Source organism: Pseudomonas sp. GW823-FHT01D03, from assembly GCF_058798255.1.
In genome coordinates, this window is record NZ_JBXAKK010000001.1 from 3,552,636 (window position 1) to 3,578,521 (window position 25,886).

The 25,886-nt window shown below is 60.2% G+C and carries 23 protein-coding genes; 16 read left to right on the forward strand and 7 right to left on the reverse strand.

Annotation, left to right across the window (positions count from 1 at the left end; all coding sequences use genetic code 11):
• Nucleotides 1–112: 112 nt before the first annotated feature.
• Both AC1RBR_RS15295 and AC1RBR_RS15300 read right to left on the reverse strand, forming a co-directional pair.
• Complete coding sequence (locus AC1RBR_RS15295) at nt 113–2,497, reverse strand: efflux RND transporter permease subunit (RefSeq protein ID WP_253151345.1); 2,385 nt, start codon at nt 2,495–2,497, stop codon at nt 113–115.
• A complete protein-coding gene (locus AC1RBR_RS15300; protein ID WP_115984927.1) occupies nt 2,494–3,537 on the reverse strand; it encodes a WD40/YVTN/BNR-like repeat-containing protein in 1,044 nt (347 codons plus the stop codon). The genes AC1RBR_RS15295 and AC1RBR_RS15300 overlap by 4 nt, the downstream gene beginning before the upstream one ends.
• 460 nt (nt 3,538–3,997) lie before the next feature.
• Here AC1RBR_RS15300 and AC1RBR_RS15305 point away from each other — a divergent pair, with 460 nt between their 5' ends.
• The 7 genes from AC1RBR_RS15305 to AC1RBR_RS15335 all read left to right on the forward strand — a co-directional run bounded on the left by AC1RBR_RS15305 (nt 3,998) and on the right by AC1RBR_RS15335 (nt 9,329).
• Complete coding sequence (locus AC1RBR_RS15305) at nt 3,998–4,588, forward strand: amino acid synthesis family protein (protein ID WP_095136389.1); 591 nt, start codon at nt 3,998–4,000, stop codon at nt 4,586–4,588.
• Nucleotides 4,589–4,619: 31 nt separating this feature from the next.
• On the forward strand, nt 4,620–5,453 hold the full coding sequence (locus AC1RBR_RS15310; RefSeq protein WP_492565317.1) for an alpha/beta fold hydrolase: 834 nt from the start codon (nt 4,620–4,622) through the stop codon (nt 5,451–5,453).
• On the forward strand, nt 5,450–6,931 hold the full coding sequence (locus tag AC1RBR_RS15315; protein WP_492565318.1) for an aldehyde dehydrogenase: 1,482 nt from the start codon (nt 5,450–5,452) through the stop codon (nt 6,929–6,931). Before AC1RBR_RS15310 ends, AC1RBR_RS15315 begins: the two co-directional genes overlap by 4 nt.
• Before the next feature lie 12 nt (nt 6,932–6,943).
• Nucleotides 6,944–7,429: a flavin reductase family protein gene (locus AC1RBR_RS15320; protein WP_204896335.1), complete on the forward strand. Its 486-nt coding sequence runs from the start codon at nt 6,944–6,946 to the stop codon at nt 7,427–7,429.
• A gap of 134 nt (nt 7,430–7,563) precedes the next feature.
• The gene (locus tag AC1RBR_RS15325) at nt 7,564–7,953 is read left to right on the forward strand and encodes a carboxymuconolactone decarboxylase family protein (protein ID WP_027613073.1); all 390 of its coding nucleotides are present in this window, start codon (nt 7,564–7,566) and stop codon (nt 7,951–7,953) included.
• A 58-nt stretch (nt 7,954–8,011) separates the two neighbouring features.
• Complete coding sequence (locus AC1RBR_RS15330; protein WP_007968636.1) at nt 8,012–8,764, forward strand: GntR family transcriptional regulator; 753 nt, start codon at nt 8,012–8,014, stop codon at nt 8,762–8,764.
• 1 nt (nt 8,765) lies between these two features.
• The gene (locus AC1RBR_RS15335; RefSeq protein ID WP_095136393.1) at nt 8,766–9,329 is read left to right on the forward strand and encodes an NUDIX hydrolase; all 564 of its coding nucleotides are present in this window, start codon (nt 8,766–8,768) and stop codon (nt 9,327–9,329) included.
• 123 nt (nt 9,330–9,452) lie between these two features.
• Here AC1RBR_RS15335 and AC1RBR_RS15340 read toward each other — a convergent pair whose 3' ends face one another.
• A complete protein-coding gene (locus AC1RBR_RS15340) occupies nt 9,453–9,749 on the reverse strand; it encodes a DUF1330 domain-containing protein (protein ID WP_492565321.1) in 297 nt (98 codons plus the stop codon).
• Nucleotides 9,750–9,818: 69 nt separating this feature from the next.
• On the opposite strand from AC1RBR_RS15340, the gene ribBA reads away from it, so the two are divergent.
• The 5 genes from ribBA (at nt 9,819) to AC1RBR_RS15365 (ending at nt 15,176) form a co-directional block, all read left to right on the forward strand.
• On the forward strand, nt 9,819–10,928 hold the full coding sequence (ribBA, locus tag AC1RBR_RS15345; protein WP_492565323.1) for a bifunctional 3,4-dihydroxy-2-butanone-4-phosphate synthase/GTP cyclohydrolase II: 1,110 nt from the start codon (nt 9,819–9,821) through the stop codon (nt 10,926–10,928).
• A 323-nt stretch (nt 10,929–11,251) separates the two neighbouring features.
• Nucleotides 11,252–12,277 carry an ABC transporter substrate-binding protein gene (locus tag AC1RBR_RS15350; protein ID WP_492565325.1) on the forward strand — a complete coding sequence of 342 codons (1,026 nt, stop codon included), beginning with the start codon at nt 11,252–11,254 and terminating at the stop codon, nt 12,275–12,277.
• Nucleotides 12,274–13,188: an ABC transporter permease gene (locus tag AC1RBR_RS15355; protein WP_492567245.1), complete on the forward strand. Its 915-nt coding sequence runs from the start codon at nt 12,274–12,276 to the stop codon at nt 13,186–13,188. Before AC1RBR_RS15350 ends, AC1RBR_RS15355 begins: the two co-directional genes overlap by 4 nt.
• A gap of 6 nt (nt 13,189–13,194) precedes the next feature.
• On the forward strand, nt 13,195–14,004 hold the full coding sequence (locus AC1RBR_RS15360) for an ABC transporter permease (protein WP_346833922.1): 810 nt from the start codon (nt 13,195–13,197) through the stop codon (nt 14,002–14,004).
• A gap of 17 nt (nt 14,005–14,021) precedes the next feature.
• The gene (locus AC1RBR_RS15365; RefSeq protein WP_492565328.1) at nt 14,022–15,176 is read left to right on the forward strand and encodes an ABC transporter ATP-binding protein; all 1,155 of its coding nucleotides are present in this window, start codon (nt 14,022–14,024) and stop codon (nt 15,174–15,176) included.
• A 130-nt stretch (nt 15,177–15,306) separates the two neighbouring features.
• Here AC1RBR_RS15365 and map read toward each other — a convergent pair whose 3' ends face one another.
• Together map and AC1RBR_RS15375 are read right to left on the reverse strand one after the other, a co-directional pair.
• Nucleotides 15,307–16,098 (reverse strand): type I methionyl aminopeptidase, encoded by a 792-nt coding sequence (gene map / locus AC1RBR_RS15370; protein WP_492565330.1) that lies wholly within the window; start codon nt 16,096–16,098, stop codon nt 15,307–15,309.
• Nucleotides 16,095–16,322: a ParD-like family protein gene (locus tag AC1RBR_RS15375; protein WP_025111624.1), complete on the reverse strand. Its 228-nt coding sequence runs from the start codon at nt 16,320–16,322 to the stop codon at nt 16,095–16,097. Before AC1RBR_RS15375 ends, map begins: the two co-directional genes overlap by 4 nt.
• A gap of 399 nt (nt 16,323–16,721) precedes the next feature.
• On the opposite strand from AC1RBR_RS15375, the gene AC1RBR_RS15380 reads away from it, so the two are divergent.
• A complete protein-coding gene (locus AC1RBR_RS15380) occupies nt 16,722–17,657 on the forward strand; it encodes a Ppx/GppA phosphatase family protein (RefSeq protein WP_492565332.1) in 936 nt (311 codons plus the stop codon).
• 328 nt (nt 17,658–17,985) lie between these two features.
• Here the strand turns inward: AC1RBR_RS15380 and metE are convergent, their stop codons facing one another.
• Nucleotides 17,986–20,274, reverse strand: a complete 2,289-nt coding sequence (gene metE, locus AC1RBR_RS15385) for a 5-methyltetrahydropteroyltriglutamate--homocysteine S-methyltransferase (RefSeq protein ID WP_492567246.1) — start codon at nt 20,272–20,274, stop codon at nt 17,986–17,988.
• 391 nt (nt 20,275–20,665) lie between these two features.
• On the opposite strand from metE, the gene AC1RBR_RS15390 reads away from it, so the two are divergent.
• The 3 genes from AC1RBR_RS15390 to AC1RBR_RS15400 all read left to right on the forward strand — a co-directional run bounded on the left by AC1RBR_RS15390 (nt 20,666) and on the right by AC1RBR_RS15400 (nt 24,167).
• Nucleotides 20,666–22,042: a pyridoxal-phosphate dependent enzyme gene (locus AC1RBR_RS15390; protein WP_492565333.1), complete on the forward strand. Its 1,377-nt coding sequence runs from the start codon at nt 20,666–20,668 to the stop codon at nt 22,040–22,042.
• On the forward strand, nt 22,039–23,211 hold the full coding sequence (locus AC1RBR_RS15395) for a cystathionine gamma-synthase (RefSeq protein WP_492565335.1): 1,173 nt from the start codon (nt 22,039–22,041) through the stop codon (nt 23,209–23,211). Before AC1RBR_RS15390 ends, AC1RBR_RS15395 begins: the two co-directional genes overlap by 4 nt.
• 131 nt (nt 23,212–23,342) lie before the next feature.
• Nucleotides 23,343–24,167 carry a hypothetical protein gene (locus AC1RBR_RS15400; RefSeq protein ID WP_492565336.1) on the forward strand — a complete coding sequence of 275 codons (825 nt, stop codon included), beginning with the start codon at nt 23,343–23,345 and terminating at the stop codon, nt 24,165–24,167.
• 23 nt (nt 24,168–24,190) lie between these two features.
• Here the strand turns inward: AC1RBR_RS15400 and AC1RBR_RS15405 are convergent, their stop codons facing one another.
• Complete coding sequence (locus AC1RBR_RS15405) at nt 24,191–25,024, reverse strand: hypothetical protein (RefSeq protein ID WP_492565337.1); 834 nt, start codon at nt 25,022–25,024, stop codon at nt 24,191–24,193.
• Nucleotides 25,025–25,886 lie beyond the last annotated feature (862 nt).

Sequence of the window (25,886 nt, forward strand, 5' to 3'; positions counted from 1 at the left end):
TGATATACCGCTATCGCGAGCAGGCTCACTCCTACAAGGGATTGTGTGAAATTCGCAGGATAAAAAAAGCCGCAACCCCGAGGTTGCGGCTTTGTCGTTTCAAGCATCCGGATCAGTGAGCAAACAACGAGTTGCCCTTCTGCCCCGCCAGCTTCTCCGGCTTGATCAGGAACTTCGCCAGTGCCGGCAACAGCCACAGCGCACCGAACATGTTCCATAGCAGCATGAAGGTCAGCATCAGGCCCATGTCGGCCTGGAACTTGATCGCCGAGAAGATCCAGGTGCACACGCCGATGGCCAGGCACAGACCGGTGAACAGCACCGCTTTACCGGTGGATTTCAGGGTCTGGTAATAAGCTTCCTGCAATGGCAGCCCGGCGCGCAGGAAACTTTCCAGACGGCTGTAGATGTAGATCCCGTAGTCCACGCCGATCCCCACGCCCAGCGCCACCACCGGCAGGGTCGCGACTTTGACGCCGATGCCCATGAACGCCATCAGCGCGTTGCCCAGCACCGAGGTCAGGACCAGCGGCAGGACGATGCACAGGGTCGCCGCCCACGAGCGGAAGGTGATCATGCACATCACCGCGACGCAGATGTACACCAGGATCAGGATCGTCAGCTCGGCCTGTTTGATGACTTCGTTGGTGGCCGCCTCGATCCCGGCGTTGCCGGCGGCGAGGATGAATTCCAGACCGTCCTTGTTGTTGGCCGTGGCGAATTCCTGCACCGCGTGCACCGCGCGGTCGAGGGTTTCGGCCTTGTGGTCATTGAGGAAGATCAGCACCGGGGCCAGCGAACAGCTGTTGTTGTAAAGGCCGTCGGCGCGGGCGATCGAGTTGTTCAGCACGTCCGGGTTGCGCGACAGGGTTTCCCATTTCAGGTTGCCCTCGTTCATGCCCTTGATCATCTGCTTGGACACGGTCACCAGCGAGATCGCCGACTGCACACCCTCGGTGTTCTGCATCTTCCACATCAGCTCGTCGATCGGCGCCATGGCTTCGTAGCGCGAGCAGCCTTCGGCTTTGGTCTTGACCATCACCACCAGCACATCGGAGCTGGTCGAGTAATTGCTGATGATGAAGTTGTTGTCCTTGTTGTAGCGCGAGTCCGGACGCAGCTCCGGCGCCCCCTGATCAAGGTCGCCGATCTTCAGGTTCTGGCTGTACCAGAGGCCGCCGCCGAAGGCGATCAGCGCCAGCAGCACCGAGATGCGTGCGACTTTCGGGCTGGCGAAGTTCGACAACAGGCGCCAGAACGGATGTTCGCGATTCGCGTCTTTCTTGCTCTTGGCAATCGCACGCTTGCTGATGCCGACATAGGAAATCGCCACCGGCAACAGGATCAGGTTGGTGAACACGATCACCGCCACGCCGATGGACGCGCCGATCGCCAGTTCGCGGATCACCCCGATGTCGATGATCAGCAGGGTGATGAAGCCCACGGCATCGGCGAGAATCGCGATCATCCCCGGCAGAAACAGTTGGCGGAAGGTGCGCCGCGCAGCGGTCAGGGCGTTGTCCGCCTCACTCGATTGCAGGGCGATACCGTTGATCTTCTGCACGCCGTGGGAAATGCCGATGGCGAAGATCAGGAACGGCACCAGCATCGAATACGGATCCAGCCCGAAGCCGAAGAAGTGCATCAGCCCCAGTTGCCAGACCACCGCCACCAGCGTGGTGCTCAACACCGCAATGGTGCTGCGCAGGCAGTTGGTGAACCACAACAGCAGGATCAGAGTGATGACGAAAGCGATGCCGAAGAACATCACCACCATCACCAGCCCGTCGATCAGGTCACCGACCTTCTTGGCGAAACCGACGATGTGGATCTTGACGTTGGGGTTCTGCGCTTCGAACTTGTTGCGGATCTTGTCTTCAAGCTCATGGGAGAACTGGCGGTAGTCCAGTGCCAGCAACTTGCCCTGATCCTGCGGGTCCGGGTAGGACTCCAGCAACGGAATGTCGACAATGCTCGACTTGAAGTCGTTGGCCACCAGGCGTCCGACCTGCCCTGACTTGAGCACGTTGTTGCGCAGCAGATCGAGGCTGTCCTGCGAGCCGTTGTAGCTCTGCGGGATCACTTCCCCGCCGGCGAAACCCTCTTCGGTCACTTCGGTCCAGCGTACGCTCGGGCTCCACAGCGACTTGAGGCCGGAGCGGTCGACGCCGGAGATGTAGAACACCTCGTCGTTGATCTGCCGCAGGGTCTCCATGTACTCCTTGGAGAAGATGTCACCGTCCTTGGCCTCCACCGAAATGCGCACGGTGTTGCCCAGGTTCGCCAGATCGTTGCGGTGCTCCATCATCTTCTCGATGAACGGATGCTTGAGCGGGATCATTTTTTCGAAACTGGTGGACGGCCGGATCAGCGTGGCCTGCCAGAACAGAAAGACGCTGACCACCAGACAGATCAGGATCACTGCCGGGCGGTTGTTGAAGATCAGACGTTCGAGGAACGTCGCCTTGTCCTGCTGAGGAGTGATCAAGGAAGTCATAGCCCCGCCTTCTTATTATTGATTTCGGCGCCGTTTGGCTGCGTGGTGTGCACGCCACCCTGCCCGGTCAGAATCAGATTGCCGTCGCCGGCTGCCGTCACCGAGGACAGCGAAATGCGATCCGGGCGGTTGAAGACGCTGAAGGTTTCGCCGTTGTCGCTGCTGCTGATCACCGAACCGCCGTTGCCGACGATCACGATCGAGCCGTCGGCGAGCAGCGTGGCGCCGGACAGGCCGAATTCCAGCGCGCCGCGTGCGGCTTTCAGTTCAACCTGTTCCCAGGTGCTGCCGAAATCGGTGGAACGGTAGAGGTTGCCGCGCAAGCCGTAGGCCAGCAGTGTCTGCGGTTGCGCCGTACCGATCACGCCGAACAGCGAGCCTTCGTACGGGCCTTCGAGTTTTTCCCAGGTCTGGCCCCAGTCGGCGGAGCGGAACATGCTGCCCGACTCGCCGACGATGAACAGCCCGGCGTCCTTCACCGCCGCGATGGCGTTGAGGTGGAACTGGTCTTCGTTGTCGAGGCGGTCGCTGACGTCTTCCCAGTTTTTTCCGCCATCGGTGGTTTCCAGCAACGCGCCGTACGCGCCCACGGCAAGGCCACTGTTGACGTCCTTGAACCAGACGTCGAGCAGCGGCGATTCGCGCTTGAGATCTTCGAATTGTTTGCTCCAGGTCAGACCGCCGTCTGCGCTGGCGAGAATTTGTGCGTCGTGGCCGACCGCCCAGCCGTGCTGGTCATCGACGAAGTACACCGCCGTCAGCAGTTGCCGGGACGGCACTTTGGCCTGGGTCCAGGTCTTGCCCTGGTCGTCGGAATAGAGAATGTGTCCGCGATCCCCGACCGACACCAGGCGGTTGCCGGCGTGGACTACATCGAGCATCAGGCTTTTCGCGGCTTTGGCCGATTCGGTGGCATAGACCACGTCGGCTGGCGCCTCGGCGGCCATCACAGGTGCCGATAACGTGGCAAAGCCCAGCAAAGTGAGTGCTGTGGCCAGCAACGCGGTGTTGCGTAACGCCGGCGGGCGGCAACGACTCATAGACCTTCCCCTATTTATTATTGTTAGGCCATTCGGCCTTAGGGCGCCGCAAGGGTGCTCGTGGTGACTGATGGGTCACAAGCATAGCCGTGAAACCCGCAGTCCAGAGCGCCTTGGGAAGCTGGCTCATCCTATCGGGCTTTGGAAACGTCTGACAATCGGCGCCACGTTATCTTTTGTTAACCGGATGACCTCCTGTCAGCGGTGATTTCCATTGTGGGAGGGGGCTTGCTCCCGAAGGCGATGTGTCAGGCACCCGAGATGTCGACTGATCCACCGCTTTCGGGAGCAAGCCCCCTCCCACAGGAGTACAGCGGTGCTTGTGAGATCGAGGCAGGCAATCAATGCAGCGCCATTCGCCGGATGGATCCGGCAAATCTTGCGTAGGGGACTTGCACGATCGGTATTATGGTATACCATCAGACGCACAGACACTCTCAATCCCCCTACGGAGCAGCTCATGAGTTTCGAAATTCGCAAGATCGTCAGCTATGTCGAAGAAACCTTCATCGAAGGCGGCAAGGTCACTGACAAGCCAGTGACCATGGTCGGGCTGGCCGTGGTGATGAAGAACCCGTGGGTCGGCAACGGCTTCGTCGAGGATCTGAAACCGCAAATCCGCGCCAACTGCTCCGACCTCGGCGCCATGATGGTCGAGCGTCTGGTGGGCATCATCGGCGGCGCCGAGAAGATCGAGGCGTACGGCAAAGCGGCAGTGGTCGGCGCCGACGGCGAAATCGAGCACGCCTCGGCGGTGATCCACACCCTGCGCTTCGGCAACCACTACCGCGAGGCGGTCAAGGCCAAGAGCTACCTGAGCTTCACCAACAAGCGCGGCGGCCCGGGCACTTCGATTCAGATCCCGATGATGCACAAGGATGACGAAGGCCTGCGTTCGCACTACATCACCCTGGAAATGCAGATCGAAGACGCGCCGCGTGCCGACGAAATCGTCGTGGTGCTCGGTTGCGCCGACGGTGGTCGCCTGCACCCGCGCATCGGCAACCGTTACATCGATCTGGAAGAACTGGCCGCCGAAAAAGCCCAGTAATCACAATAAAAAGGCACTGCAGGAGCGCTCCATGATTCGGCTCACCGCTGAACTCACCCCGGCTGGCACCAGTTACCTGGCGACCGGCCAAGGCCAGCCCGTGGTCTTGATCCACGGCGTGGGCCTGAACAAAGAAATGTGGGGCGGCCAGATCGTTGGCCTGTCTGCCCAATACCGGGTGATCGCCTACGACATGCTAGGCCACGGCGCCAGCCCGCGCCCGGCCAGCGGCACCGGCCTGCTCGGTTACGCCGATCAGTTGCTGGAGCTGCTCGATCACCTGAATCTGCCTCAGGCAGCGGTGATCGGTTTTTCCATGGGCGGCCTGGTGGCGCGGGCGTTTGCCCTGCATTACCCCGAGCGCCTGCAAAGCCTGGTGGTGCTTAACAGCGTGTTCAACCGCAGCGAAGAACAGCGCGCCGGGGTTATCGCGCGTACCGCGCAGGCGGCTGAACACGGCCCGGATGCCAACGCCGAAGCGGCGCTGTCGCGCTGGTTCAGCCGTGAATATCAGGCGGCCAACCCGGCGCAGATCGCGGCCATTCGTCAGACCCTGGCCGGCAATGATCCGCAAGGCTACCTGACCACCTACGAATTGTTCGCCACCCAGGACATGTACCGCGCCGACGACCTCGGCAGCATTCAGGCGCCGACGCTGATCGCCACCGGCGAACTCGACCCCGGTTCCACCCCGGAAATGGCCGAGCAACTGGCCCGGTGCATCCCCGGCGCGAAGGTTGCGGTGCTGCCCGAGCAACGGCATATGATGCCGGTAGAGTCGCCGCGCCTGGTCAACCAGACGCTGCTGGAATTTCTCGACTACGCACACTCCCGACAAAACCATATAAAGGGGATCGTTGCATGACACTCGCACGCTTCCAGATGTGCATCGGCGGAGAATGGGTCGACGCCCTCTCCGGCAAGACTTTCGAAAGCCTCAACCCGGCCAGCGCCCAGGCCTGGGCCGAGTTGCCTGACGCCGATGAAGCTGACGTCGAACGCGCCGTGCAAGCGGCACAGACAGCCTTCGACAGCCCGGCCTGGCGCGGCCTCACCGCCACCGCGCGCGGCAAACTGCTGCGGCGTCTCGGTGACCTGATCGCAGAAAACAAGGAACAACTGGCGCAGCTGGAAAGCCGCGACAATGGCAAGTTGATTCGCGAAACCCGGGGGCAGGTCGGTTATCTGCCGGAGTTCTTCCACTACACCGCAGGCCTGGCCGACAAGCTCGAAGGTGGCACCCTGCCGCTGGACAAGCCAGACCTGTTTGCCTACACCGTGCACGAAGCGATGGGTGTGGTCGCCGCGATCATTCCGTGGAACAGCCCGCTGTACCTGACCGCGATCAAACTGGCGCCGGCCCTTGCCGCCGGCAACACCATCGTGATCAAGCCGTCCGAGCACGCCTCGGCGACCATCCTTGAGCTGGCACGTCTGGCCCTCGAAGCCGGAATTCCGCCGGGTGTGGTCAACGTTGTCACCGGTTACGGGCCGAGCACCGGCGCCGCCCTCACCCGCCATCCGCTGATCCGCAAGATCGCCTTCACCGGCGGCGCGGCCACGGCCCGGCATGTGGTGCGCAGCAGCGCCGAGAACTTCGCCAAGCTGTCGCTGGAACTCGGCGGCAAGTCGCCGAACATCATCTTCGCCGACGCCGATCTGGACAGCGCGATCAACGGCGCCATCGCCGGGATCTACGCCGCCTCGGGCCAGAGCTGCGTGTCCGGCTCCCGCCTGCTGGTGCAGGACGAAATCTACGACGAGTTCGTCAACCGTCTGGTCGAACGCGCCCAGCGCATCCGCATCGGCAACCCGCAGGAAGACCACAGCGAAATGGGCCCGATGGCCACTGCGCAGCAATTGGCGGTGGTCGAAGGGCTGGTGGCTGACGCCATTGCTGAAGGCGCGCGGTTGCGCACCGGCGGCAAACGTCCGACCGATCTCGGTGACGGCTGGTTCTACGAGCCGACGCTGTTCGAGTGCGACCGCAACTCGATGAAGATCATGCAGGAAGAAGTCTTCGGCCCGGTGGCTTCGGTGATTCGTTTCAAGGACGAAGCTGAGGCGCTGGCGATCGCCAACGACTCGCAGTTCGGCCTCGCCGCCGGTATCTGGACCCGCGATCTCGGTCGCGCCCATCGCCTCGCTCGCGACGTGCGTTCGGGAATCATCTGGGTCAACACCTACCGCGCAGTCTCGGCGATGGCGCCGATCGGCGGTTTCAAGAACAGTGGCTATGGACGCGAAAGCGGCATCGATTCGGTGCTGGCCTACACCGAACTGAAAACGGTGTGGATCAATCTCTCTCAGGCGCCGATGCCTGATCCGTTTGTGATGCGTTAGGAGTCCTGCGACATGATCGAACCCGGCATTTACAAAGACGTCATGAGCTCGTTTCCGTCCGGGGTCACGGTGGTCACCACCCTCGACCCGGACGGCGCCATCGTCGGCATCACCGCCAGCGCCTTCAGCGCGCTGTCGATTGATCCGGCGCTGGTGCTGTTCTGTCCCAACTACGCTTCCGACACCTACCCGGTGCTGCGCGACAGCAAGAAGTTCGCGATCCATTTGCTGTCCGCCGACCAGACCGCCGAGGCCTACGCCTTCGCCGGTAAAGGCAAGGACAAGGCCAAAGACATCCAGTGGCATTTGAGCGAACTGGGTAACCCGATCCTCGCCAAGGCCACGGCGATCATCGAGTGCGAGTTGTGGCGTGAATACGACGGTGGTGATCACGCGATCATTGTCGGCGCGGTGAAGCACCTGATTTTGCCCGAGCAACCGGTGACGCCGATGATTTATCACAAGGGCAAACTTGGGCCTTTGCCGACACTGGCCTGACGGATTCGCACAACCCCCTGTAGGAGTGAGCCTGCTCGCGATAGCGGACTGACATTCAACATTGATGTCGACTGATCCACCGCTATCGCGAGCAGGCTCACTCCTACAAGGGATTTGTGGTGACAGGAGGAATGATGAGCAACGAAAAGTACGAAAAAGGCCTGAAGATCCGCACTCAGGTACTGGGCGAAGCCTATGTGCAGCGCTCGATCGACAACGCCGACGACTTCACCCGCCCGCTGCAGGAAATGGTCACCGAGTACTGCTGGGGCCATGTCTGGGGGCGCGAGGGTTTGTCGCTCAAGGAGCGCAGCATGATCAACCTGGCGATGATCTCGGCGCTCAACCGCCCGCACGAACTCAAGCTGCATGTGCGCGGCGCCTTGCGTAACGGCCTGAGTCGTGAGCAAATACGCGAAATTCTGCTTCAGGTCGGTATTTATTGCGGCGTCCCGGCAGCCGTGGACAGTTTCCGGCTCGCCCGTGAAGCCTTCGCCGAAGCCGACGCCGAGGCCTCCAGTTAACCCCTCGGCTGTTTAGATGCCCGTCTGGCATGGACAGCCAACTTCAAGAGCGGACCCCATGAAACGCCAGCCACTCGACGACAGCTTCAAGGTCAATCGCAACCCCGTTACCCTGCGCGAAATCGTGCTGGACAAACTGCGTAGCGCGATCATGAATTTCCAGCTCATGCCCGGCGATCGTCTGGTGGAGCGCGATCTGTGCGATCGCCTCGGTGTCAGCCGTACGTCGGTGCGCGAAGCCTTGCGTCACCTGGAGTCCGAGGGTCTGGTCGAGTTCGCCGATGCCAAAGGCCCACGGGTGGCGATCATCACCCTCGCCGATGCGGTCGACATCTATGAGCTGCGCTGCGTGCTCGAAGGCCTGATCGTCCAGCTGTTCACCCTGCGCGCCAAGGCCAAGGACATCAAGGCCCTGGAAAAAGCCCTCGACGAGAACCGCAAGGCGCTCAAGGACGGCGAACTGCAACAGGTGATCGACTCGGTACAGGGCTTCTACGACGTGCTGCTCGAAGGCTCGGGCAACCATGTTGCGGCCACCCAGTTGCGCCAGTTGCAGGCACGCATCAGCTATCTGCGAGCGACCTCGGTGTCCCAGGAAAACCGTCGCGGCGCGAGTAACCACGAAATGGAGAAAATGGTCGAGGCGATCAAGAGCGGCGATCCACTGGCGGCGCATCAGGCCTGCGTCGATCACGTACGCGCCGCTGCGGCCGTGGCCCTCGACTACCTCAAGCGCAAACAGGAAGAGACCGGCGCCACGCCGAACATCACCCTGCCGATCGCGCTGAAAGAACCGCGCATAGGTCACTGACATGTTCAGCCCGAGCTTTTGCCCGAAATGCGGTGGCCCTGACCTCGGTCAGCAGGTACCGCCGGGCGATACGCACGAGCGCCTGATGTGCCGCGGCTGCGGCTACATCCACTACGTCAATCCGAAGATCATCGCCGGCTGCATCATCGAGCAGGACGGCAAATACCTTTTGTGCCAACGGGCGATCCCACCGCGTCCGGGCACCTGGACACTGCCGGCCGGCTTCATGGAAAGCGGCGAAACCACCGAGCAGGCGGCGCTGCGCGAAGTCTGGGAAGAAAGCGGCGTGCGCGCGGAAATCGTCTCGCCGTATTCGATTTTCAGCGTGCCGAAGATCAGCGAGGTGTACATCATCTTCCGCGCGATCGCGCTGGAGATCACCGGCCAGTTCGGCCCTGAGACCATGGACTATAAGTTCTTCGCCCCCGAAGACATCCCGTGGGAGCAGATCTATTACCCGGCGATCCGGCAGATTCTCGAGCGTTACATCGAGGAGCGTCAGGCCGGGGTGTATGGGATCTACATGGGCAATGATGACAGCGGCAAGATTCACTTTATCCGCTGACAACGTTTCGCTTTTTGTAGGAGTGAGCCTGCTCGCGATAGCAGTGTGTCAGTCAACATCGTTATCAACTGGCAGACCGCTATCGCGAGCAGGCTCACTCCTACAAGTGTTTTGCGGTGAGCCTTAGAGTGGGGCGATGCCTTCGACGATAACGATCTCCGCCCGCGCCCATTCCTCGCGATAACTTTTCGCTTCCTGATACGCCGCCGAGTGGTAGCACCCCACGGCCTTCTCATAGCTCTCGAACTCGATCACCACGCTACGCTGAGGAGTAGCCCTGCCCTCCAGCGCTTCGCTGCGCCCGCCCCGGGCCAGAAACTTCGCGCCGAACTCGGCGAACGCTGCCGGCGCGCGTTGGGTGTATTGGCTGTAGTGCTCGGCATCGTCGACATCCACGTGGGCAATCCAGTACGCCTTCATAGTGACCTCTTTGTTGATTTTGTATTATGGTATACCAATATTATTTGCAACCAACCCTGAGAGTCCAGCATGGCCTTCAACAGCATCGAAGAAATCCTCGAAGATTATCGTCTCGGCAAAATGGTGTTGCTGGTCGATGACGAAGATCGGGAAAACGAAGGCGACCTGCTGCTGGCCGCCGACTGCTGCACGCCCGAGGCGATCAGCTTCATGGCCCGTGAGGCGCGCGGGTTGATCTGCCTGACGTTGACCGACGAACACTGCCAACGCCTGGGCCTTGAGCAGATGGTGCCGAGCAATGGCAGCGTGTTCAGCACCGCGTTTACGGTTTCCATCGAAGCGGCGGTCGGCGTCACTACGGGCATTTCTGCTGCCGACCGCGCTTGCACCGTTGCCGCCGCCGTGGCGCCGAACGCTCGCGCAGAAGACCTGGTGCAGCCCGGCCATATCTTCCCGCTGCGCGCCAAGGAAGGTGGCGTGCTGACCCGCGCTGGTCACACCGAGGCTGGTTGTGATCTGGCACGTCTGGCCGGGTTCACGCCCGCCTCGGTGATCGTCGAAGTGATGAACGACGACGGCACCATGGCTCGCCGCCCGGATCTGGAAGTGTTCGCGCGCAAGCACGGGATCAAGATCGGCACCATCGCTGACCTGATCCACTATCGCCTGAGCACCGAGCACACCATCGAACGCATCGGCGAACGTGAGCTGCCGACGGTGCATGGCATGTTCCGTCTGATCACCTTTGAAGACCGCATCGAGGGTGGCGTGCACATGGCGATGGTCATGGGCGATCTGCGCCGCGAAGAGCCGACGCTAGTGCGCGTGCATGTGATTGATCCGCTGCGTGATCTGGTCGGCGCCGAGTACAACGGGCCAAGCAACTGGACGCTGTGGGCGGCGCTGCAACGGGTCGCGGCTGAAGGTCATGGGGTTGTGGTGGTGTTGGCCAACCATGAATCGTCGCAGGCATTGCTGGAGCGCGTGCCGCAATTGACCCAGCCGCCACGGCAGTTCAGTCGCTCGCAATCGCGGATTTATTCGGAGGTGGGTACCGGGGCGCAGATTCTGCAGAACCTGGGGGTGGGCAAGCTGCGGCATCTTGGGCCACCGCTCAAATATGCGGGGTTGACCGGGTATGACCTGGAGGTGGTTGAGAGCATCCCCTTCAGCGAATAACCCCGGGTAAAACCACGTTCCACTGTGGGAGGGGGGCTTGCTCCCGAAGGCGCCGTATCAGTCGACATCAATGTTGAATGACCCAACGCATTCGCGAGCAAGCCCGCTCCCACAATGGGTTTTGCGTTTCAAACCGATTTCCTCGAACTACAAAAAAGCAGCTCCGCCAGATAACCGGTAAGGCAAAGTGCTTGCACAAAGCTTGGAATACCATAATATGATATTCCATAGACCGGACGACCTGAAAAACCGTCCGGCTACTGCTCCCGACAGGCGGGCAACAACGCAAGCCCGCTCAAAAACACAACAATGAGGGCGTAAAAATGGTGTTGAACAAAGCTGCAACCGCAATCCTTTTTGCGGGACTGCTGAGCGTGACCGGCCAGGCTGCAATGGCGGCCGAAAGCGTGAACTTCGTCAGCTGGGGCGGTAGCACCCAGGATGCGCAGAAACAGGCCTGGGCCGATCCGTTCAGCAAGGCCAGCGGCATCACCGTGGTGCAGGACGGCCCGACCGACTACGGCAAACTCAAGGCCATGGTCGAAAGCGGCAATGTGCAGTGGGACGTGGTCGATGTCGAAGCCGACTTCGCCCTGCGCGCCGCCGCTGAAGGCCTGCTCGAACCCCTCGATTTCAACGTCATCCAGCGCGACAAGATCGACCCGCGTTTCGTCAGCGATTACGGGGTCGGCTCGTTCTTCTTCTCCTTCGTCCTCGGCTACAACGAGGGCAAACTCGGCGCCAACAAGCCGCAGGACTGGAGCGCCCTGTTCGACACCAAGACCTACCCCGGCAAACGCGCCCTGTACAAATGGCCCAGCCCCGGCGTGCTCGAACTGGCGCTGCTGGCCGACGGCGTAGCGGCCGACAAGCTCTACCCGCTGGATCTGGATCGCGCCTTCAAGAAACTCGACACCATCAAGAAAGACATCGTCTGGTGGGGCGGCGGCGCGCAGTCGCAGCAACTGCTGGCCTCCGGTGAAGCGAGCATGGGCCAGTTCTGGAACGGCCGGATTCATGCCCTGCAAGAAGATGGCGCACCCGTCGGTGTGAGCTGGAAACAGAACCTGGTCATGGCCGACATTCTGGTGATTCCAAAAGGCTCGAAAAACAAGGACGCGGCGATGAAGTTCCTGGCCAACGCCAGCAGTGCCAAAGGCCAGGCCGACTTCTCCAACCTGACCGCCTACGCCCCGGTCAACGTCGACAGCGTGGCGCGCCTGGACTCGGTGCTGGCCCCGAACCTGCCGACGGCCTACGCCCAGGATCAGATCACTCTTGATTTCGCGTACTGGGCCAAGAACGGCCCGGCCATCGCGACACGGTGGAACGAATGGCTGGTCAAATGAAAATGGCGGCCACTGCGCCCCGTCCTGCAACGGTGACCGGGAGCGCCACGGGCGCTGCCGGCTCGACCCCAACCTTCAGACAACGCTGGAAAGGTGCCGGCAATCTGGTCCCGGCACTGCTGTTCCTCGGCCTGTTCTTTCTTGCGCCGTTGATTGGCCTGCTGTTGCGCGGCGTACTGGAACCAACCCCGGGCCTCGGCAACTATGAACAACTGTTCGCCAACTCGGCGTATGCGCGGGTACTGCTCAACACCTTCTCGGTAGCCGGGCTGGTGACGATTTTCAGCCTGTTGCTGGGCTTTCCACTGGCCTGGGCGATCACCTTGGTGCCGCGCGGCTGGGGCCGCTGGATCCTCAACATCGTGCTGCTATCGATGTGGACCAGCCTGCTCGCCCGCACCTATTCGTGGCTGGTATTGCTGCAGGCCTCGGGGGTGATCAACAAGGCGCTGATGGCGCTGGGCATCATCGATCAGCCGCTGGAAATGGTGCACAACCTGACCGGCGTGGTGATCGGCATGAGCTACATCATGATCCCGTTCATCGTCCTGCCGTTGCAGGCGACCATGCAGGCCATCGACCCGATGATCCTGCAGGCCGGCTCGATCTGCGGCGCCAGCCCGTGGACCAATTTCTTCCGGGTGTTCCTGCCGCTGTGCCGGCCAGGTCTGGCGTCCGGCGGGTTGATGGTGTTCGTGATGTCGCTCGGTTACTACGTCACCCCGGCACTGCTCGGCGGGGCGCAGAACATGATGCTGCCGGAGTTCATCATTCAGCAGGTGCAATCGTTCCTCAACTGGGGCCTGGCCAGTGCCGGCGCTGCGTTGCTGATCGCGATCACTTTGGTGCTGTTCTACTTCTACCTGAAGCTTCAGCCGGAATCCCCGGTTGGCGCCAGTAACGCGAGGTAAGCCGACATGCTCCTGACTCCCAATGCGATGAGCCGGCGCATGCGTTTCGGCCTCTACGCCACCACCGGTCTGATCGGCCTGTTCCTGCTGTTGCCGATCGTCTTCATCGTGCTGCTGTCGTTCGGCTCGTCGCAGTGGCTGGTATTCCCGCCGCCGGGCTGGACGCTGAAATGGTACGGCCAGTTCTTCTCCAACGCCGACTGGATGAGCGCTGCGGCGGCCAGCCTCAAGGTCGCCGTGTTGACCACGATCTGCGCCGTGGCCCTCGGTCTGCCAACCGCATTTGCTCTGGTGCGCGGACGCTTCCCCGGTCGGGAAATGCTCTACGGCCTGTTCACCCTGCCGATGATCGTGCCGCTGGTGATCATCGCGGTGGCGGTGTACGCGCTGTTTCTCAAGCTCGGTTACACCGGGACCATGTTTGCCTTTGTGGTCAGCCATGTGATCGTCGCGCTGCCGTTCACCATCATCTCGATCATCAACTCGCTGAAGCTGTTCGATCAGTCGATTGAAGACGCGGCGGTGATCTGCGGCGCCTCACGCCTGCAAGCGGTGTTCAAGGTGACGTTCCCGGCGATCCGTCCGGGCATGGTCGCCGGCGCCCTCTTCGCCTTTCTGGTTTCGTGGGACGAAGTAGTGCTCAGCGTGATGATGGCCAGCCCGACCCTGCAAACCCTTCCCGTGAAAATGTGGACCACCCTGCGCCAGGACCTGACCCCGGTGATCGCCGTCGCTTCGACGCTGCTGATCGGCCTGTCGGTGTTGGTCATGGTCATCGCCGCCGCTTTGCGCCGGCGCAACGAAATCAGCGCCTGAGCGCCCAGGAGTACGACATGAGTGCCGTGATCAAAGACGCATCCCAGCAGAACGACAAACCCCTGGTCAGCCTGCGCAATCTGAACAAGCACTACGGCGACTTTGCCGCCGTCGACAACATCTCGCTGGACATCAAGGACGGCGAGTTCCTGACCTTCCTCGGCTCCAGCGGCTCGGGCAAAAGCACCACGCTGTCGATGCTCGCCGGGTTCGAAACCCCAAGCAGCGGCGAGATCCTGGTTAACGGTCAGTCGTTGGTCAACGTGCCGCCACACAAGCGCGACATTGGCATGGTGTTCCAGCGTTATTCGCTGTTCCCGCATCTGTCGGTGCGCGACAACATCGCCTTCCCGCTGGCGATCCGCAAACTCGCCGCCGCCGAACGTGACAAGCGTGTCGATGCGATGTTGAAACTGGTGCAGCTCGAACAATTCGCTCATCGCCGCCCTTCGCAACTCTCTGGCGGCCAGCAGCAACGCGTCGCCATCGCCCGGGCGCTGGTCTACGAGCCACGTATTCTGTTGATGGACGAACCGCTCGGTGCGCTGGATAAAAAACTGCGTGAAGACCTGCAGGATGAACTGCGCCAGCTGCATCGGCGCCTGGGCATCACCATCGTCTACGTGACCCACGATCAGGAAGAAGCCATGCGCCTGTCGCAGCGCATCGCGATTTTCAGTCACGGCAAGATTGTCGGCCTGGGCAGCGGTTATGACCTGTATCAGAATCCGCCGAATGCGTTTGTGGCGTCGTTCCTCGGCAACTCGAACTTCCTCAAGCTCAAGGCGCAGGGCAATGCGGCGGCTTCGTTTGAAGGACAGTCATTGTCGATTCGCCTGACCGCCGGGCTGCACACCGATCAGGACGTGTTGTTGATGGTGCGGCCGGAAAAGGCTGTGGCACTGAGCGTGCAACAGGCGAACGAAGAGCCGTTGGCGGCGGGTTGGAATGAGGTGTCGGCGCAGGTGGTGGAAGTGTTGTTTCTCGGCGAAAGCCAGACCTGCAGCGTGGTGACTTCGGGCGGTACTTCGATGACGGTGAAAGCGCTGTCGGCGGCGGGCATGCCGCTCAAGGCTGGCGATCCGGTGCGAGTGCGCTGGGCTACGGCGGACGCCTGTGTCTATACCGAATGGGCTGAAAGCGACCTCAACAAAGCGGCCGGTTCTCACTGAGAATCTCGGCAGCACCACAAATCCCCTTGTGGGAGCGGGCTTGCTCGCGAAGGCGGTGTGTCAGTCACTGTTTATGTTGAATGACACACCGCATTCGCGAGCAAGCCCGCTCCCACAGTTTTTGTGGCGCTTAGCTAATCGGCGTAATCCTTTCAATCTGATCCGGCCAGGCGGTGAGGATTTCGAAGCCTGTCTCCGTCACCGCAACCATATGCTCCCACTGCGCCGACAGCGAGCCATCCTTGGTCAGCACCGTCCAGCCATCCGGCATGTTCTTCACATGGCGCTTGCCGGCATTGAGCATCGGCTCGACGGTGAAGATCATCCCCGCCTTGAGCTTCATTCCCTGATTGGGGAAACCGTAATGCAGGATCTGCGGTTCATCGTGATAAACCTTGCCGATGCCATGCCCGCAATACTCGCGCACCACGCTGAAGCCTTCCTTCTCCGCCAACGTCTGGATCGCGTGGCCGATATCGCCCAGCGTGGCGCCCGGCTTCACCACACGAATACCCGCGCACATCGCGTCATAAGTGGTCTTGATCAGGTGCTGCGCCTCAGGTGTCGCCTCGCCGACCACGTACATGCGGCTGGTGTCGCCGAACCAGCCGTCCTTGATCACCGCGATGTCGAGGTTGACGATGTCGCCGTCTTTCAGCGGAGTGCCCGACGGGATGCCATGGCACACCACGTCGTTGACCGAGGCGCACACGGTTTTCGGAAAACCGTGATAACCAACGTTGGCCGGAATGGCCTTCTGCACGTTGACGATGTAGTCGTTGCACAACCGATCCAGCTCATCGGTCGTCACCCCGGCCTTCACATGCGGCACCAGCATCGCCAGCACTTCGGCGGCGAGTTTGCCCGCCGCGCGCGACTTCGCGATTTCCGCAGGGGTATTGATCTTGATCTGATTTCTCATGCGCTGACGGCTTCCTGAGTCAGTTGATGCAGATCCAGCCCGCCGTTCTGTTCGGCGCGGATCAGCAAGCGGCAAATGGCGCTGTGGTCGAGGTTGGGGTGCAGCTCGGCGAGCATGCCGATGCGCATCCAGTGCTCGGCCTGCGCGTTGATCGAGCGGCTGAGCGCGGTGCTGGAGATGCGCAGGTTCTCGTGCATGTCCTCTGAAATCTTTACGATGCCCATATATGGATCCGATACGAAGTGTATATGGATCGCATATTAGTCAAGCCTAACGCTGAATTGCAAATTGACTCCGCAAATCTACAAACACCATCGTGTAGGAGCTGCCGAAGGCTGCGATCCTTTGATCTTAAAAAACAAAATCAAAAGATCGCAGCCTGCGGCAGCTCCTACAGAATGCAAGGCATCAAATCGCAGGCAAAAAAAAGCTGCCAAATTCGGCAGCGAAAACTTTAAGAACACGCGATGTATTGGCCGCAGCATAGACGCCGGATAATGACAGTGTCATGACAGCCGCAAATCATTCAACCGCCCCTGCCCCGTCATCAGGATGTCATCAAGATCACGGCAGAATCCTCGCAAACCGTCTTGAGCCTTCGACGGATGTTTGCAGGGATTCCCATGAAAGAAGACGCCTCGCTGTTTGCCGCCATCGACCTGGGCTCGAATGCGTTTCGCCTGATGATCGGCCAGTCGGTTCGCAGTCGAAAAGGCTTCATGATTCAGGAAGTCAAAACCTTGCGAGAGCCGGTGCGGCTGGCCGAGGGCTTCGACGGCGGTGCACTGGATGAAATGGCGCTGGATCGGGGCTGGCAGGCATTGGCGCGGTTCGGCAAGAAACTGCGCGGCTTCGAGGCCGGCAAGGTGCGGGCAGTGGCGACCAGCGCGGTGCGCGAGGCCGACAACGCGCAGTTGTTTCTGGACAGTGCCGAACGCCATCTGGGTTTTCGCATCGACGTCATTTCCGGCCATGAAGAGGCGCAACTGGTCTACGCCGGCGTCGCTCATACCCTGCCGGATGCGCAAGACATGCGTCTGGTGGTCGACATTGGCGGTGGTTCCACCGAACTGATTCTCGGCCAGGGCTCGCAACCGCTGCTCACCGAAAGCATTGCCATCGGCAGCGGCACCCTGGGCGCACGCTATTTCCCCGACGGACGCATCGCGCCCGGTGCACTGCAGGAAGCCGAGCGCGTGGCGATCCTGCAATTCGAAAAAGTCGCCCGCCGCTATCGCGCGCAGGGCTGGCAGCAAACCATTGGCTCGTCGGGCACGGCGCGGATGCTGGCGAAGGTGCTCAAGGCTAATCGCTTGAATGACTTCGGTCAGGATGGCATCACCTATGGTGGGTTGTTGCGCCTGTCGCTGTTGCTGCTGAAGGTGAAGAACGTTCAACAACTGAAGCTCGCCGGTCTGCAACCACATCGCCAGAGCATCCTCCCGGGAGGGCTGGTGCTGATGCTGGCGGCGTTCAAGGTGTTTGGCATTTCGCAGATGGTGCCGTCGGAACCGGGGCTGCGCCTCGGTGTGTTGCACGGTTTGATGAGCCGTCACTGACACCCTGCACACTCCAGTGTGGGAGGGCTTGCTCGCGAAGGCGGAGTGTCAGTCGAAAATTATTTAGCTGACACTCCGCTTTCGCGAGCAAGGCCGTTCCCACAGGGACGGCGTTCTTTGCGCAACTCGGGATTTCGCAAATGGTGCCGTCGGAACCGGGTTTGCGCCTCGGTGTACTGCACGGCTTGATGAGCCGGCACTGACACCCTACACACTCCAGTGTGGGAGCGGGCTTGCTCGCGAAGGCGGAGTGTCAGTCGAAAATTATTTAGCTGACACTTCGCTTTCGCGAGCAAGCCCGCTCCCACAGGTTTTTTGGGTTGTCTTCTCAGGCCAGTTCTTTGCGCAGTTGCCGGGCAGCGTTGACCATGTGCACCAGCGCCGCCTCAGTCTCCGGCCAGCCACGGGTTTTCAAGCCGCAATCCGGATTGACCCACAACCGCTCTGGCGGAATCCGCTGCGCTGCCTTGCGCAGCAAGTTGGCCATTTCCGAAGCATCCGGCACCCGCGGCGAGTGGATGTCATAGACGCCCGGGCCGATCTCGTTCGGGTAGTCGAAGGCTTCGAAGGCATCCAGCAGCTCCATGTCCGAACGCGAGGTTTCGATGGTGATCACGTCGGCGTCCATGGCGGCGATGGACTCGATCACATCATTGAATTCGCTGTAGCACATGTGCGTATGGATCTGCGTTTCGTCGCGTACACCGGAGGCACACAGGCGGAACGCTTCGGTGGCCCAATCCAGATAGTGCTGCCATTGCGCGCGGCGCAGCGGCAGGCCTTCGCGGAATGCGGCTTCGTCGATCTGCACGATCTTGATCCCGGCGGACTCCAGATCCACCACTTCATCACGGATCGCCAGCGCCAGTTGCCGCGCCTGCACTTCACGGGACACGTCTTCGCGGGGGAACGACCACATCAGCATGGTCACCGGGCCGGTCAACATGCCTTTCATCACCTTGTCGGTCAGGCCCTGGGCGTAGCGGATCCAGTCCACGGTCATGGCTTGCGGACGACTCAAATCACCGAAGATCACCGCCGGTTTCACGCAACGCGAACCGTAGCTCTGCACCCAGCCGAAACGGGTGAACACGTAGCCATCGAGTTGCTCGGCGAAGTACTCGACCATGTCGTTGCGCTCGGCTTCACCGTGCACCAGCACGTCGAGGCCCAGTTGCTCCTGGATCTCCACCGCATGGCGGATCTCGCTGTACATGGCTTCGGTGTATTCAGCTTCGCTCAACTTGCCCTGCTTGAACGACTGACGCGCCAGACGGATCGACGCGGTTTGCGGAAACGAACCGATAGTGGTGGTCGGGAACAGCGGCAGATCGAGGCCGGCGCGCTGCTTGGCGATGCGCTGGGTAAACGGCGATTGGCGCTGGCTGTCCTGCGCGGTAATGGCCGCCACACGGGCCTGCACTGCCGGTTTGTGAATACGTGGCGAGGCGGCGCGGCTGGTCTGTACCGAGCGGCTTTGGGCCAAGGCGCGCAGCACTTTCGGCGCTTCCGGCTCGTTGACCGCCTGCGCCAGTACCGCGACTTCCTCGCACTTCTGCACGGCAAACGCCAACCAGTTTTTCAGCTCGGCATCGAGTTGGTCTTCGCGGTTCAGATCCACCGGGCTGTGTAGCAGCGAGCACGATGGCGCGACCCACAGCCGATCCCCCAGACGTTCATGCGCATGCTGCAAAGTCGCCAGCGCATTTTCCAGATCGCAACGCCAGACGTTACGCCCGTTGACCACACCCAGCGACAGCACTTTGTAGGCCGGCAGGCGATCAAGGATGGTCGGGTACTGTTCCGCTGCGCGTACCAGATCGATGTGCAGACCATCGACTGGCAGATTGGCGGCCAGGCCGAGGTTCTCTTCCAGACCACCGAAGTAAGTGGCGAGCAGTTTTTTCAGCGGATCGCGCTGGATCTGGTTGTAGGCACGCTCGAAGGCGTTCTTCCATGCCTGCGGCAGGTCGAGCACCAGAATCGGCTCGTCGATCTGCACCCATTCCACACCAAGGGCGGCCAGCCGCGCGAAGATCTGCCCGTACAGCGGCAGCAGGCGATCGAGCAGTTCCAGCTTGTCGAACTCGGCACCTTTGGCCTTGCCCAGCCACAGATAAGTCAGGGGGCCGATGATCACCGGTTTGACGTTATGCCCCAGTGCGCGGGCTTCTTCGACTTCTTCGAACAACTGTTCCCAGCCGAGCTGGAACTGTTGATCGGCGCTGAATTCCGGGACCAGATAGTGGTAGTTGGTGTCGAACCACTTGGTCATTTCCTGGGCGTGCGCACCGCCACGGCAACTGTCGCTGACGCCACGGGCCATGCTGAACAGGGTCTGCAGGCTGGCTTTGCCGTCATGTGGATGGAAACGCTCGGGAATCACGCCGAACATCAGCGAGTGGGTCAGCACCTGGTCGTACCAGGCGAAATCGCCCACCGGCAGCAGCTCGATGCCGGCGTTTTTCTGCAAGTCCCAATGGGCCTTGCGCAGCTGGCGGCCAACGTCACGCAGGCCAGCCTCGTTCAGTTCTCCTTTCCAGAACGCCTCTTGCGCTTTTTTCAGTTCGCGGTCGCGACCGATGCGCGGAAATCCGAGGGAATGGGCCAGTGCCATGACAAACAACTCCAATGTCTTGTTGATGGCGGCCATTGTCGGGATCGAGTGCTAGTGAGACAAACTCATTTTAATCTTGATGATCACAAGTTTCCCTCATGATCGGATATCAGCTGTATGCCCGCTGAAAACATCTTTGCCCTGCAGGATATTCATCCGCAGATCAAGCTTTGAGGGACGCTTGCGACGCCCTTTCAATACTCGATGGCGCCTTGATGTAAACCCTCTGAAACCGGGCCCTTGCAGGCTTCGATTCTGTTCTATGGTTAGATCGAAATGGCTGTATCTGCGGCGGGTTAAAGGTTGCGACAGATCAGGTCTGCGCCTATGTTGCACGCGAGCTTTTCCCCGCGAATGGAACGCGATCAACACCACTACAAGAGGTGAAGAAATGTCAAAGGATTCACGCCCTGCCGTACTTGGGCTGATCGGCAATACGCCGCTGGTACAAGTTACCCGCTTCGATACCGGCCTCTGCACACTGTTTCTCAAACTGGAATCACAAAACCCCGGCGGTTCGATCAAGGACCGCGTCGGTCTGGCGATGATCGATGCCGCTGAACGCGACGGGCGCCTGCAACCGGGTGGCACCATTGTCGAGGCCACCGCCGGCAACACCGGTCTGGGCCTGGCGCTGGTCGGCCGGGCCAAAGGCTACCGCGTGGTGCTGGTCGTCCCGGACAAGATGTCCACCGAGAAAGTCCTGCACTTGAAAGCCATGGGCGCCGAAGTGCACATCACCCGCTCGGACGTCGGCAAGGGCCACCCCGAGTATTACCAGGACGTGGCCGCACGACTGGCGAAAGACATTCCCGGCGCGTTCTTCGCCGACCAGTTCAACAACCCCGCCAACCCGCTGGCACACGAGTGCAGCACCGCGCCGGAGATCTGGGCGCAGACCGAACATGATCTGGACGCGATCGTGGTCGGCGTCGGTTCCGCCGGCACCCTGACCGGCCTGAGCCGCTTCTTCAAACGGGTACAGCCGGATCTGCAAATGGTCCTCGCCGACCCGGTGGGTTCGGTGATGGCTCAGTACAGCCGCGACGGCACTATGCCGACACCCGGTTCGTGGGCGGTGGAAGGCATCGGCGAAGATTTCATTCCGTCGATCACCGACCTCAGCAGCGTGCGCCACGCGTACTCGATCAGCGACGAAGAAAGCTTCGACCACGCCCGCCAGTTGCTGCGCGCCGAAGGCATTCTCGGTGGCTCGTCGACCGGCACCCTGCTCGCCGCCGCGCTGCGTTACTGCCGCGAACAGACCGAGCCGAAACGCGTGGTCAGCTTCGTCTGCGATACCGGCACGCGCTATCTGTCGAAGGTCTACAACGACCAGTGGATGACCGATCAGGGCCTGTTGCAGCGCAAGCGCTATGGCGACCTGCGCGATCTGATCGCCCGGCGTTTCGAGGATGGCCGGGTGATCAGCGTCGGCCCTGACGACACCCTGCTGACCGCGTTCCAGCGCATGCGTCTGGCGGATGTTTCGCAATTGCCGGTGCTGGTGGAAGGCAAACAACTGGTCGGCGTGATCGACGAATCCGACATACTGCTGGCGGTGCACGAAGACGCCGCACGCTTCAGTCAATCGGTCTCCAGCGTGATGACCGACAAACTGCAAACCCTCTCCCCCGGTGCCAACCTCGCCGAACTGGAAGCGGTGCTCAGTCGCGGCCTCGTCGCGATCATTGCCGATGCCTCGGGCTTCCACGGCCTGATTACCCGCACCGACATGCTCAACCAATTACGGAGATCCCTCGCATGAGTCAGCACGACGATAAATCCCAAGGCTTCGCGACCCGAGTGATCCACGCCGGGCAAGAACCTGACCCGACCACTGGCGCGCTGATGCCGCCGATCTACGCCAACTCGACTTACCTGCAAGACAGCCCCGGCGTGCACAAGGGCTTCGACTACGGGCGCTCGCACAACCCGACGCGTTTTGCGCTGGAGCGTTGCGTGGCGGATCTGGAAGGTGGCACCCGCGCCTTCGCTTTCGCTTCCGGGCTGGCGACGATTTCCACCGTGCTCGAACTGATCGATGCCGGTTCGCACGTCATCTCCGGCAATGACTTGTACGGCGGCACGTTCCGCCTGTTCGACAAGGTCCGTCAGCGCAGTGCCGGGCATCGCTTCAGCTACGTCGATCTGACTGACCTGGCGGCGTTCGAAGCGGCGCTGCAGGACGACACGCGCCTGGTGATTGTCGAATCACCGACCAACCCGCTGCTGAGCCTGTCGGATCTGGCCGCGATTGCGCGCATCTGCCGCGCACGCGGAATCATCAGCGTTGCCGACAACACCTTCGCCAGCCCGTATATCCAGCGCCCGCTGGAGCTGGGTTTCGACATCGTACTGCACTCGACCACCAAGTACCTGAACGGTCACTCCGACGTGATCGGTGGTATCGCGGTGGTTGGGCAGAATGCCGAACTCGCGGACAAACTCGGCTTCCTGCAAAACGCGGTCGGCGCGATTTCCGGCCCGTTCGATGCGTTCCTGACCCTGCGCGGGGTGAAGACTCTGGCGCTGCGCATGGAACGTCATTGCAGCAACGCGCTGGAACTGGCCAAGTGGCTGGAGCAGCAACCGCAGGTCAAACGTGTCTACTACCCAGGCCTGCCGTCGCACCCGCAACATGAGTTGGCCAAGCGGCAGATGCATGGGTTTGGCGGGATGATCTCGGTGGATCTGAACAGTGATCTGGAGGGCGCACGACGCTTTCTGGAAAACGTGAAGATCTTTGCCCTGGCCGAGAGCCTGGGCGGCGTTGAAAGCCTGATCGAGCATCCGGCGATCATGACCCACGCGACCATTCCCCCAGAAACCCGCGCGAAACTGGGTATCGGCGATGGCCTTGTACGTCTGTCGGTGGGGGTCGAAGACCTCGAAGACCTGCGCGCCGATCTGGCGTACGCGCTGACGAAAATCTGACCCTGCAACAACGACAAAGCCCGCAGCAATGCGGGCTTTGGTGTTCGAGTTGGCGGCCAGTGCTGGTCTCTGGCTTACAAGGTTTATCGGGCCTCTCACAGTACGAAAAAACCTCTCCTTGTAACCATTCGATGTTGCACTTTGAACCGAGCATTGCAGGCCACCATGCGGAAGTAGTGGCACTTAGCCTTGCCTCCGGGCAGAATCACTGGTCGGCGGAATATGCCCCAGGCACGTCGCGCTATTCACAGATCCGGCTCGAAATCCCAAGTCTATTTACTTTATATCTGCGCAATGAAAATGGAGTGTTCATGCAAACCTGGATAGCAATCGCTATAAGTTTCGTCGTAATCATTTGTGCATTCATGTTTCTTGCCTGGGTTCTGACGTCTGCACTTGAAGACTATTTCAAATCAAAATTGGAGAAGGATTTCAACGAAGACTTGATTCTGGCCATCAAAAACAGCCAGCCTTCATGGCCGCAAATCCTGCAAATTGCCGCTTCTCGCCAAGTCAGGAACGAGCGCATCTATTGGATTCTGCAACGACTGCTCAGGGAAATACTGACAGGAAGAAACACCGAGTTGAGTGCCCACAGAGATTTGGTAGAAAGCTATATCGCACAGATGAAAGAGACGGAGCCTTTCGAGGGCATGCCCAAGGAAATAAGAATCCACCTTGAGCGCCTGCGAGAGCAGTTGACGACCCCTGCACAGTCCATGGAACCGTTAGCCAACCAAATACGTGAACTGCTCGCCGTAAACGACAAAGAACGAAAGCAACAGAAGTACTACACGACAGGCGGATTTTTTATCGGTATTTTTGGACTCGCTTTTGCGATCTATCCATTGGTGTCTCCAAATACACCCTCGCCGCCCGTCACAGCGAGCACGCAACCGACATTGTCTGCCCCCCAGCGACCAGCCCCCCAACAGGACACTCTTTCCGGAAAATAGCGGGCGGCCGGCTATGTATTCGATTACACCAGATGTTCTAGCGCTGCGTAGCCTTCGGCGTCGTTGAGAAGGATATTGATCAGTTCGGCAGGTGCGAGATTGAACGACTCAGTCTTATAAGTCATGGCGAATACGCTTCTGGCCAGAATCGCACCAGCCGAAGTCAGCATTGCTTGGTCGCCCGAGCTTTCACGATCCGGAAAAAACGCCGACATGGTCGCGGTTCCCAGCGCACACATGCCTCGCGACGGACTAAAATAATCCCAATGCCAGCGTCCTTTTGAAGGGCAATACGTCGGATTATCGTCACCCAGCATGCCCCCCCATTCGTCGCTATCCCACATCCACTGCGCCGGGAGTAACAATCGCGGTTGCTGCCCAGTTTGAAACACCCGCACTTCATGAGTACGTGCGCTCCCCCATAACTCCATGTTCTGACGCCTGAAATAAGCGTTGGCCCGCTGGCGCAGATCATATGCCTTGAGCCTTTCCGCAATATGGGTGTTCACTTGTGCCTGCGTCGCTCCGTCAGCTACACCGAGTAATAAAGAACTCAAGTCCAAACCGCGCTCATGTAACGGGTAAACATTCAGGTAAGCCCTGCCTGCCAGCGGCTCTGGCAAGTCCGCTGAGCTATCGGCGTCGAAAATCAATGGAATGATCCTGACACCAACGTGATCAGCGATTTGCGTCAGCATCTGCAGTTCTCGATGCAAGCCAGAGTTGACCCGCTGCGCTGCGACCAGATAGTCGCTATCACAAATACAAACCACATTGATCGGCCGTTGCTCTAGAGCGCGGGCAATGACGTTGTCGATCGATTCACCGAATCCAATACTGTCCCGATCCCAGAACACTCGATATTTCCAATCAAGAGGCTCGATAATGCGCTGGCGTAACCATTCCTTTTACTGCAGCAACCCACCCCACGCATAGGAAATAAAAATCGCGTTTTTTTCTTCCTCTTTCAGCATTCGAGCAGATTCCTTTTAGTATGAGTGCCACCGACAGCCAGAATCGTGAGAGCAGCACAATGTCCGAGCAACAGTCTATAAACTCTCATTCAACGCATCACTCGCGGCGTCTTAATGATTTCGCATTCCGCCGCTACGGCGAGATCCCTTTCAGCGAGGCATAAAAGCGTCGGGGATCAACTTCGCCATCGGTTCCGTCGCTGACAACAGCTCCGGCCGTTTTGCCTGATCCCAATTGAACCTCGGCAAAACTGGATATCGGCGATGACATTGTGCGTTTTTCGGAGGACCTCGAAGACCTGCGCGCCGATCTGGCGTACGCGCTGACCAAAATCTGAACCTTCAACAACGACAAAGCCCGCAGCAATGCGGGCTTTGGTGTTCGAGTAGGCGGCCAGTGCTGGTCTCTGGCTTACAAGGTTTATCGGGCCTCTCACAGTACAAAAGCAACCATGGAAAAAGAGCGGTGCTTTGCTGCCTCACACGGCATAAGGGCTGGATCTCAGCGCGGAGATCTTTCTAACCGTGTACCCTTCGGAACGCGCCCCACGTCCCCTTGCTATCCGCTTGCGCATCAGTCTGCGTCTTCGCCTACACCTTTGAGGCTAGCAAAATCCATCGAATGATGGTCAGGTGTTTTTAGACTGATTTCCTTCAAGCGCACGTCTGCAAGGAAGTTAACCGACTATTGCTTGCTCCCCCACCAGCCATCGGCCGTGTTTGACGATCTATACTTTTCAGCTCG

What these genes read in the sequence shown, in the direction of transcription:
- map (WP_492565330.1), bottom strand. Translation starts at nt 16,098, where the DNA reads ATGAGAAATCAGATCAAGATCAATACCCCTGCGGAAATCGCGAAGTCG.
- AC1RBR_RS15380 (WP_492565332.1), top strand. Translation starts at nt 16,722, where the DNA reads ATGAAAGAAGACGCCTCGCTGTTTGCCGCCATCGACCTGGGCTCGAAT.
- AC1RBR_RS15355 (WP_492567245.1), top strand. Translation starts at nt 12,274, where the DNA reads ATGAAAATGGCGGCCACTGCGCCCCGTCCTGCAACGGTGACCGGGAGC.
- AC1RBR_RS15320 (WP_204896335.1), top strand. Translation starts at nt 6,944, where the DNA reads ATGATCGAACCCGGCATTTACAAAGACGTCATGAGCTCGTTTCCGTCC.
- AC1RBR_RS15330 (WP_007968636.1), top strand. Translation starts at nt 8,012, where the DNA reads ATGAAACGCCAGCCACTCGACGACAGCTTCAAGGTCAATCGCAACCCC.
- AC1RBR_RS15365 (WP_492565328.1), top strand. Translation starts at nt 14,022, where the DNA reads ATGAGTGCCGTGATCAAAGACGCATCCCAGCAGAACGACAAACCCCTG.
- AC1RBR_RS15395 (WP_492565335.1), top strand. Translation starts at nt 22,039, where the DNA reads ATGAGTCAGCACGACGATAAATCCCAAGGCTTCGCGACCCGAGTGATC.
- AC1RBR_RS15305 (WP_095136389.1), top strand. Translation starts at nt 3,998, where the DNA reads ATGAGTTTCGAAATTCGCAAGATCGTCAGCTATGTCGAAGAAACCTTC.
- AC1RBR_RS15310 (WP_492565317.1), top strand. Translation starts at nt 4,620, where the DNA reads ATGATTCGGCTCACCGCTGAACTCACCCCGGCTGGCACCAGTTACCTG.
- AC1RBR_RS15295 (WP_253151345.1), bottom strand. Translation starts at nt 2,497, where the DNA reads ATGACTTCCTTGATCACTCCTCAGCAGGACAAGGCGACGTTCCTCGAA.
- AC1RBR_RS15315 (WP_492565318.1), top strand. Translation starts at nt 5,450, where the DNA reads ATGACACTCGCACGCTTCCAGATGTGCATCGGCGGAGAATGGGTCGAC.
- AC1RBR_RS15340 (WP_492565321.1), bottom strand. Translation starts at nt 9,749, where the DNA reads ATGAAGGCGTACTGGATTGCCCACGTGGATGTCGACGATGCCGAGCAC.
- AC1RBR_RS15390 (WP_492565333.1), top strand. Translation starts at nt 20,666, where the DNA reads ATGTCAAAGGATTCACGCCCTGCCGTACTTGGGCTGATCGGCAATACG.
- metE (WP_492567246.1), bottom strand. Translation starts at nt 20,274, where the DNA reads ATGGCACTGGCCCATTCCCTCGGATTTCCGCGCATCGGTCGCGACCGC.
- ribBA (WP_492565323.1), top strand. Translation starts at nt 9,819, where the DNA reads ATGGCCTTCAACAGCATCGAAGAAATCCTCGAAGATTATCGTCTCGGC.
- AC1RBR_RS15300 (WP_115984927.1), bottom strand. Translation starts at nt 3,537, where the DNA reads ATGAGTCGTTGCCGCCCGCCGGCGTTACGCAACACCGCGTTGCTGGCC.
- AC1RBR_RS15335 (WP_095136393.1), top strand. Translation starts at nt 8,766, where the DNA reads ATGTTCAGCCCGAGCTTTTGCCCGAAATGCGGTGGCCCTGACCTCGGT.
- AC1RBR_RS15360 (WP_346833922.1), top strand. Translation starts at nt 13,195, where the DNA reads ATGCTCCTGACTCCCAATGCGATGAGCCGGCGCATGCGTTTCGGCCTC.
- AC1RBR_RS15400 (WP_492565336.1), top strand. Translation starts at nt 23,343, where the DNA reads ATGTTGCACTTTGAACCGAGCATTGCAGGCCACCATGCGGAAGTAGTG.
- AC1RBR_RS15325 (WP_027613073.1), top strand. Translation starts at nt 7,564, where the DNA reads ATGAGCAACGAAAAGTACGAAAAAGGCCTGAAGATCCGCACTCAGGTA.
- AC1RBR_RS15375 (WP_025111624.1), bottom strand. Translation starts at nt 16,322, where the DNA reads ATGGGCATCGTAAAGATTTCAGAGGACATGCACGAGAACCTGCGCATC.
- AC1RBR_RS15350 (WP_492565325.1), top strand. Translation starts at nt 11,252, where the DNA reads ATGGTGTTGAACAAAGCTGCAACCGCAATCCTTTTTGCGGGACTGCTG.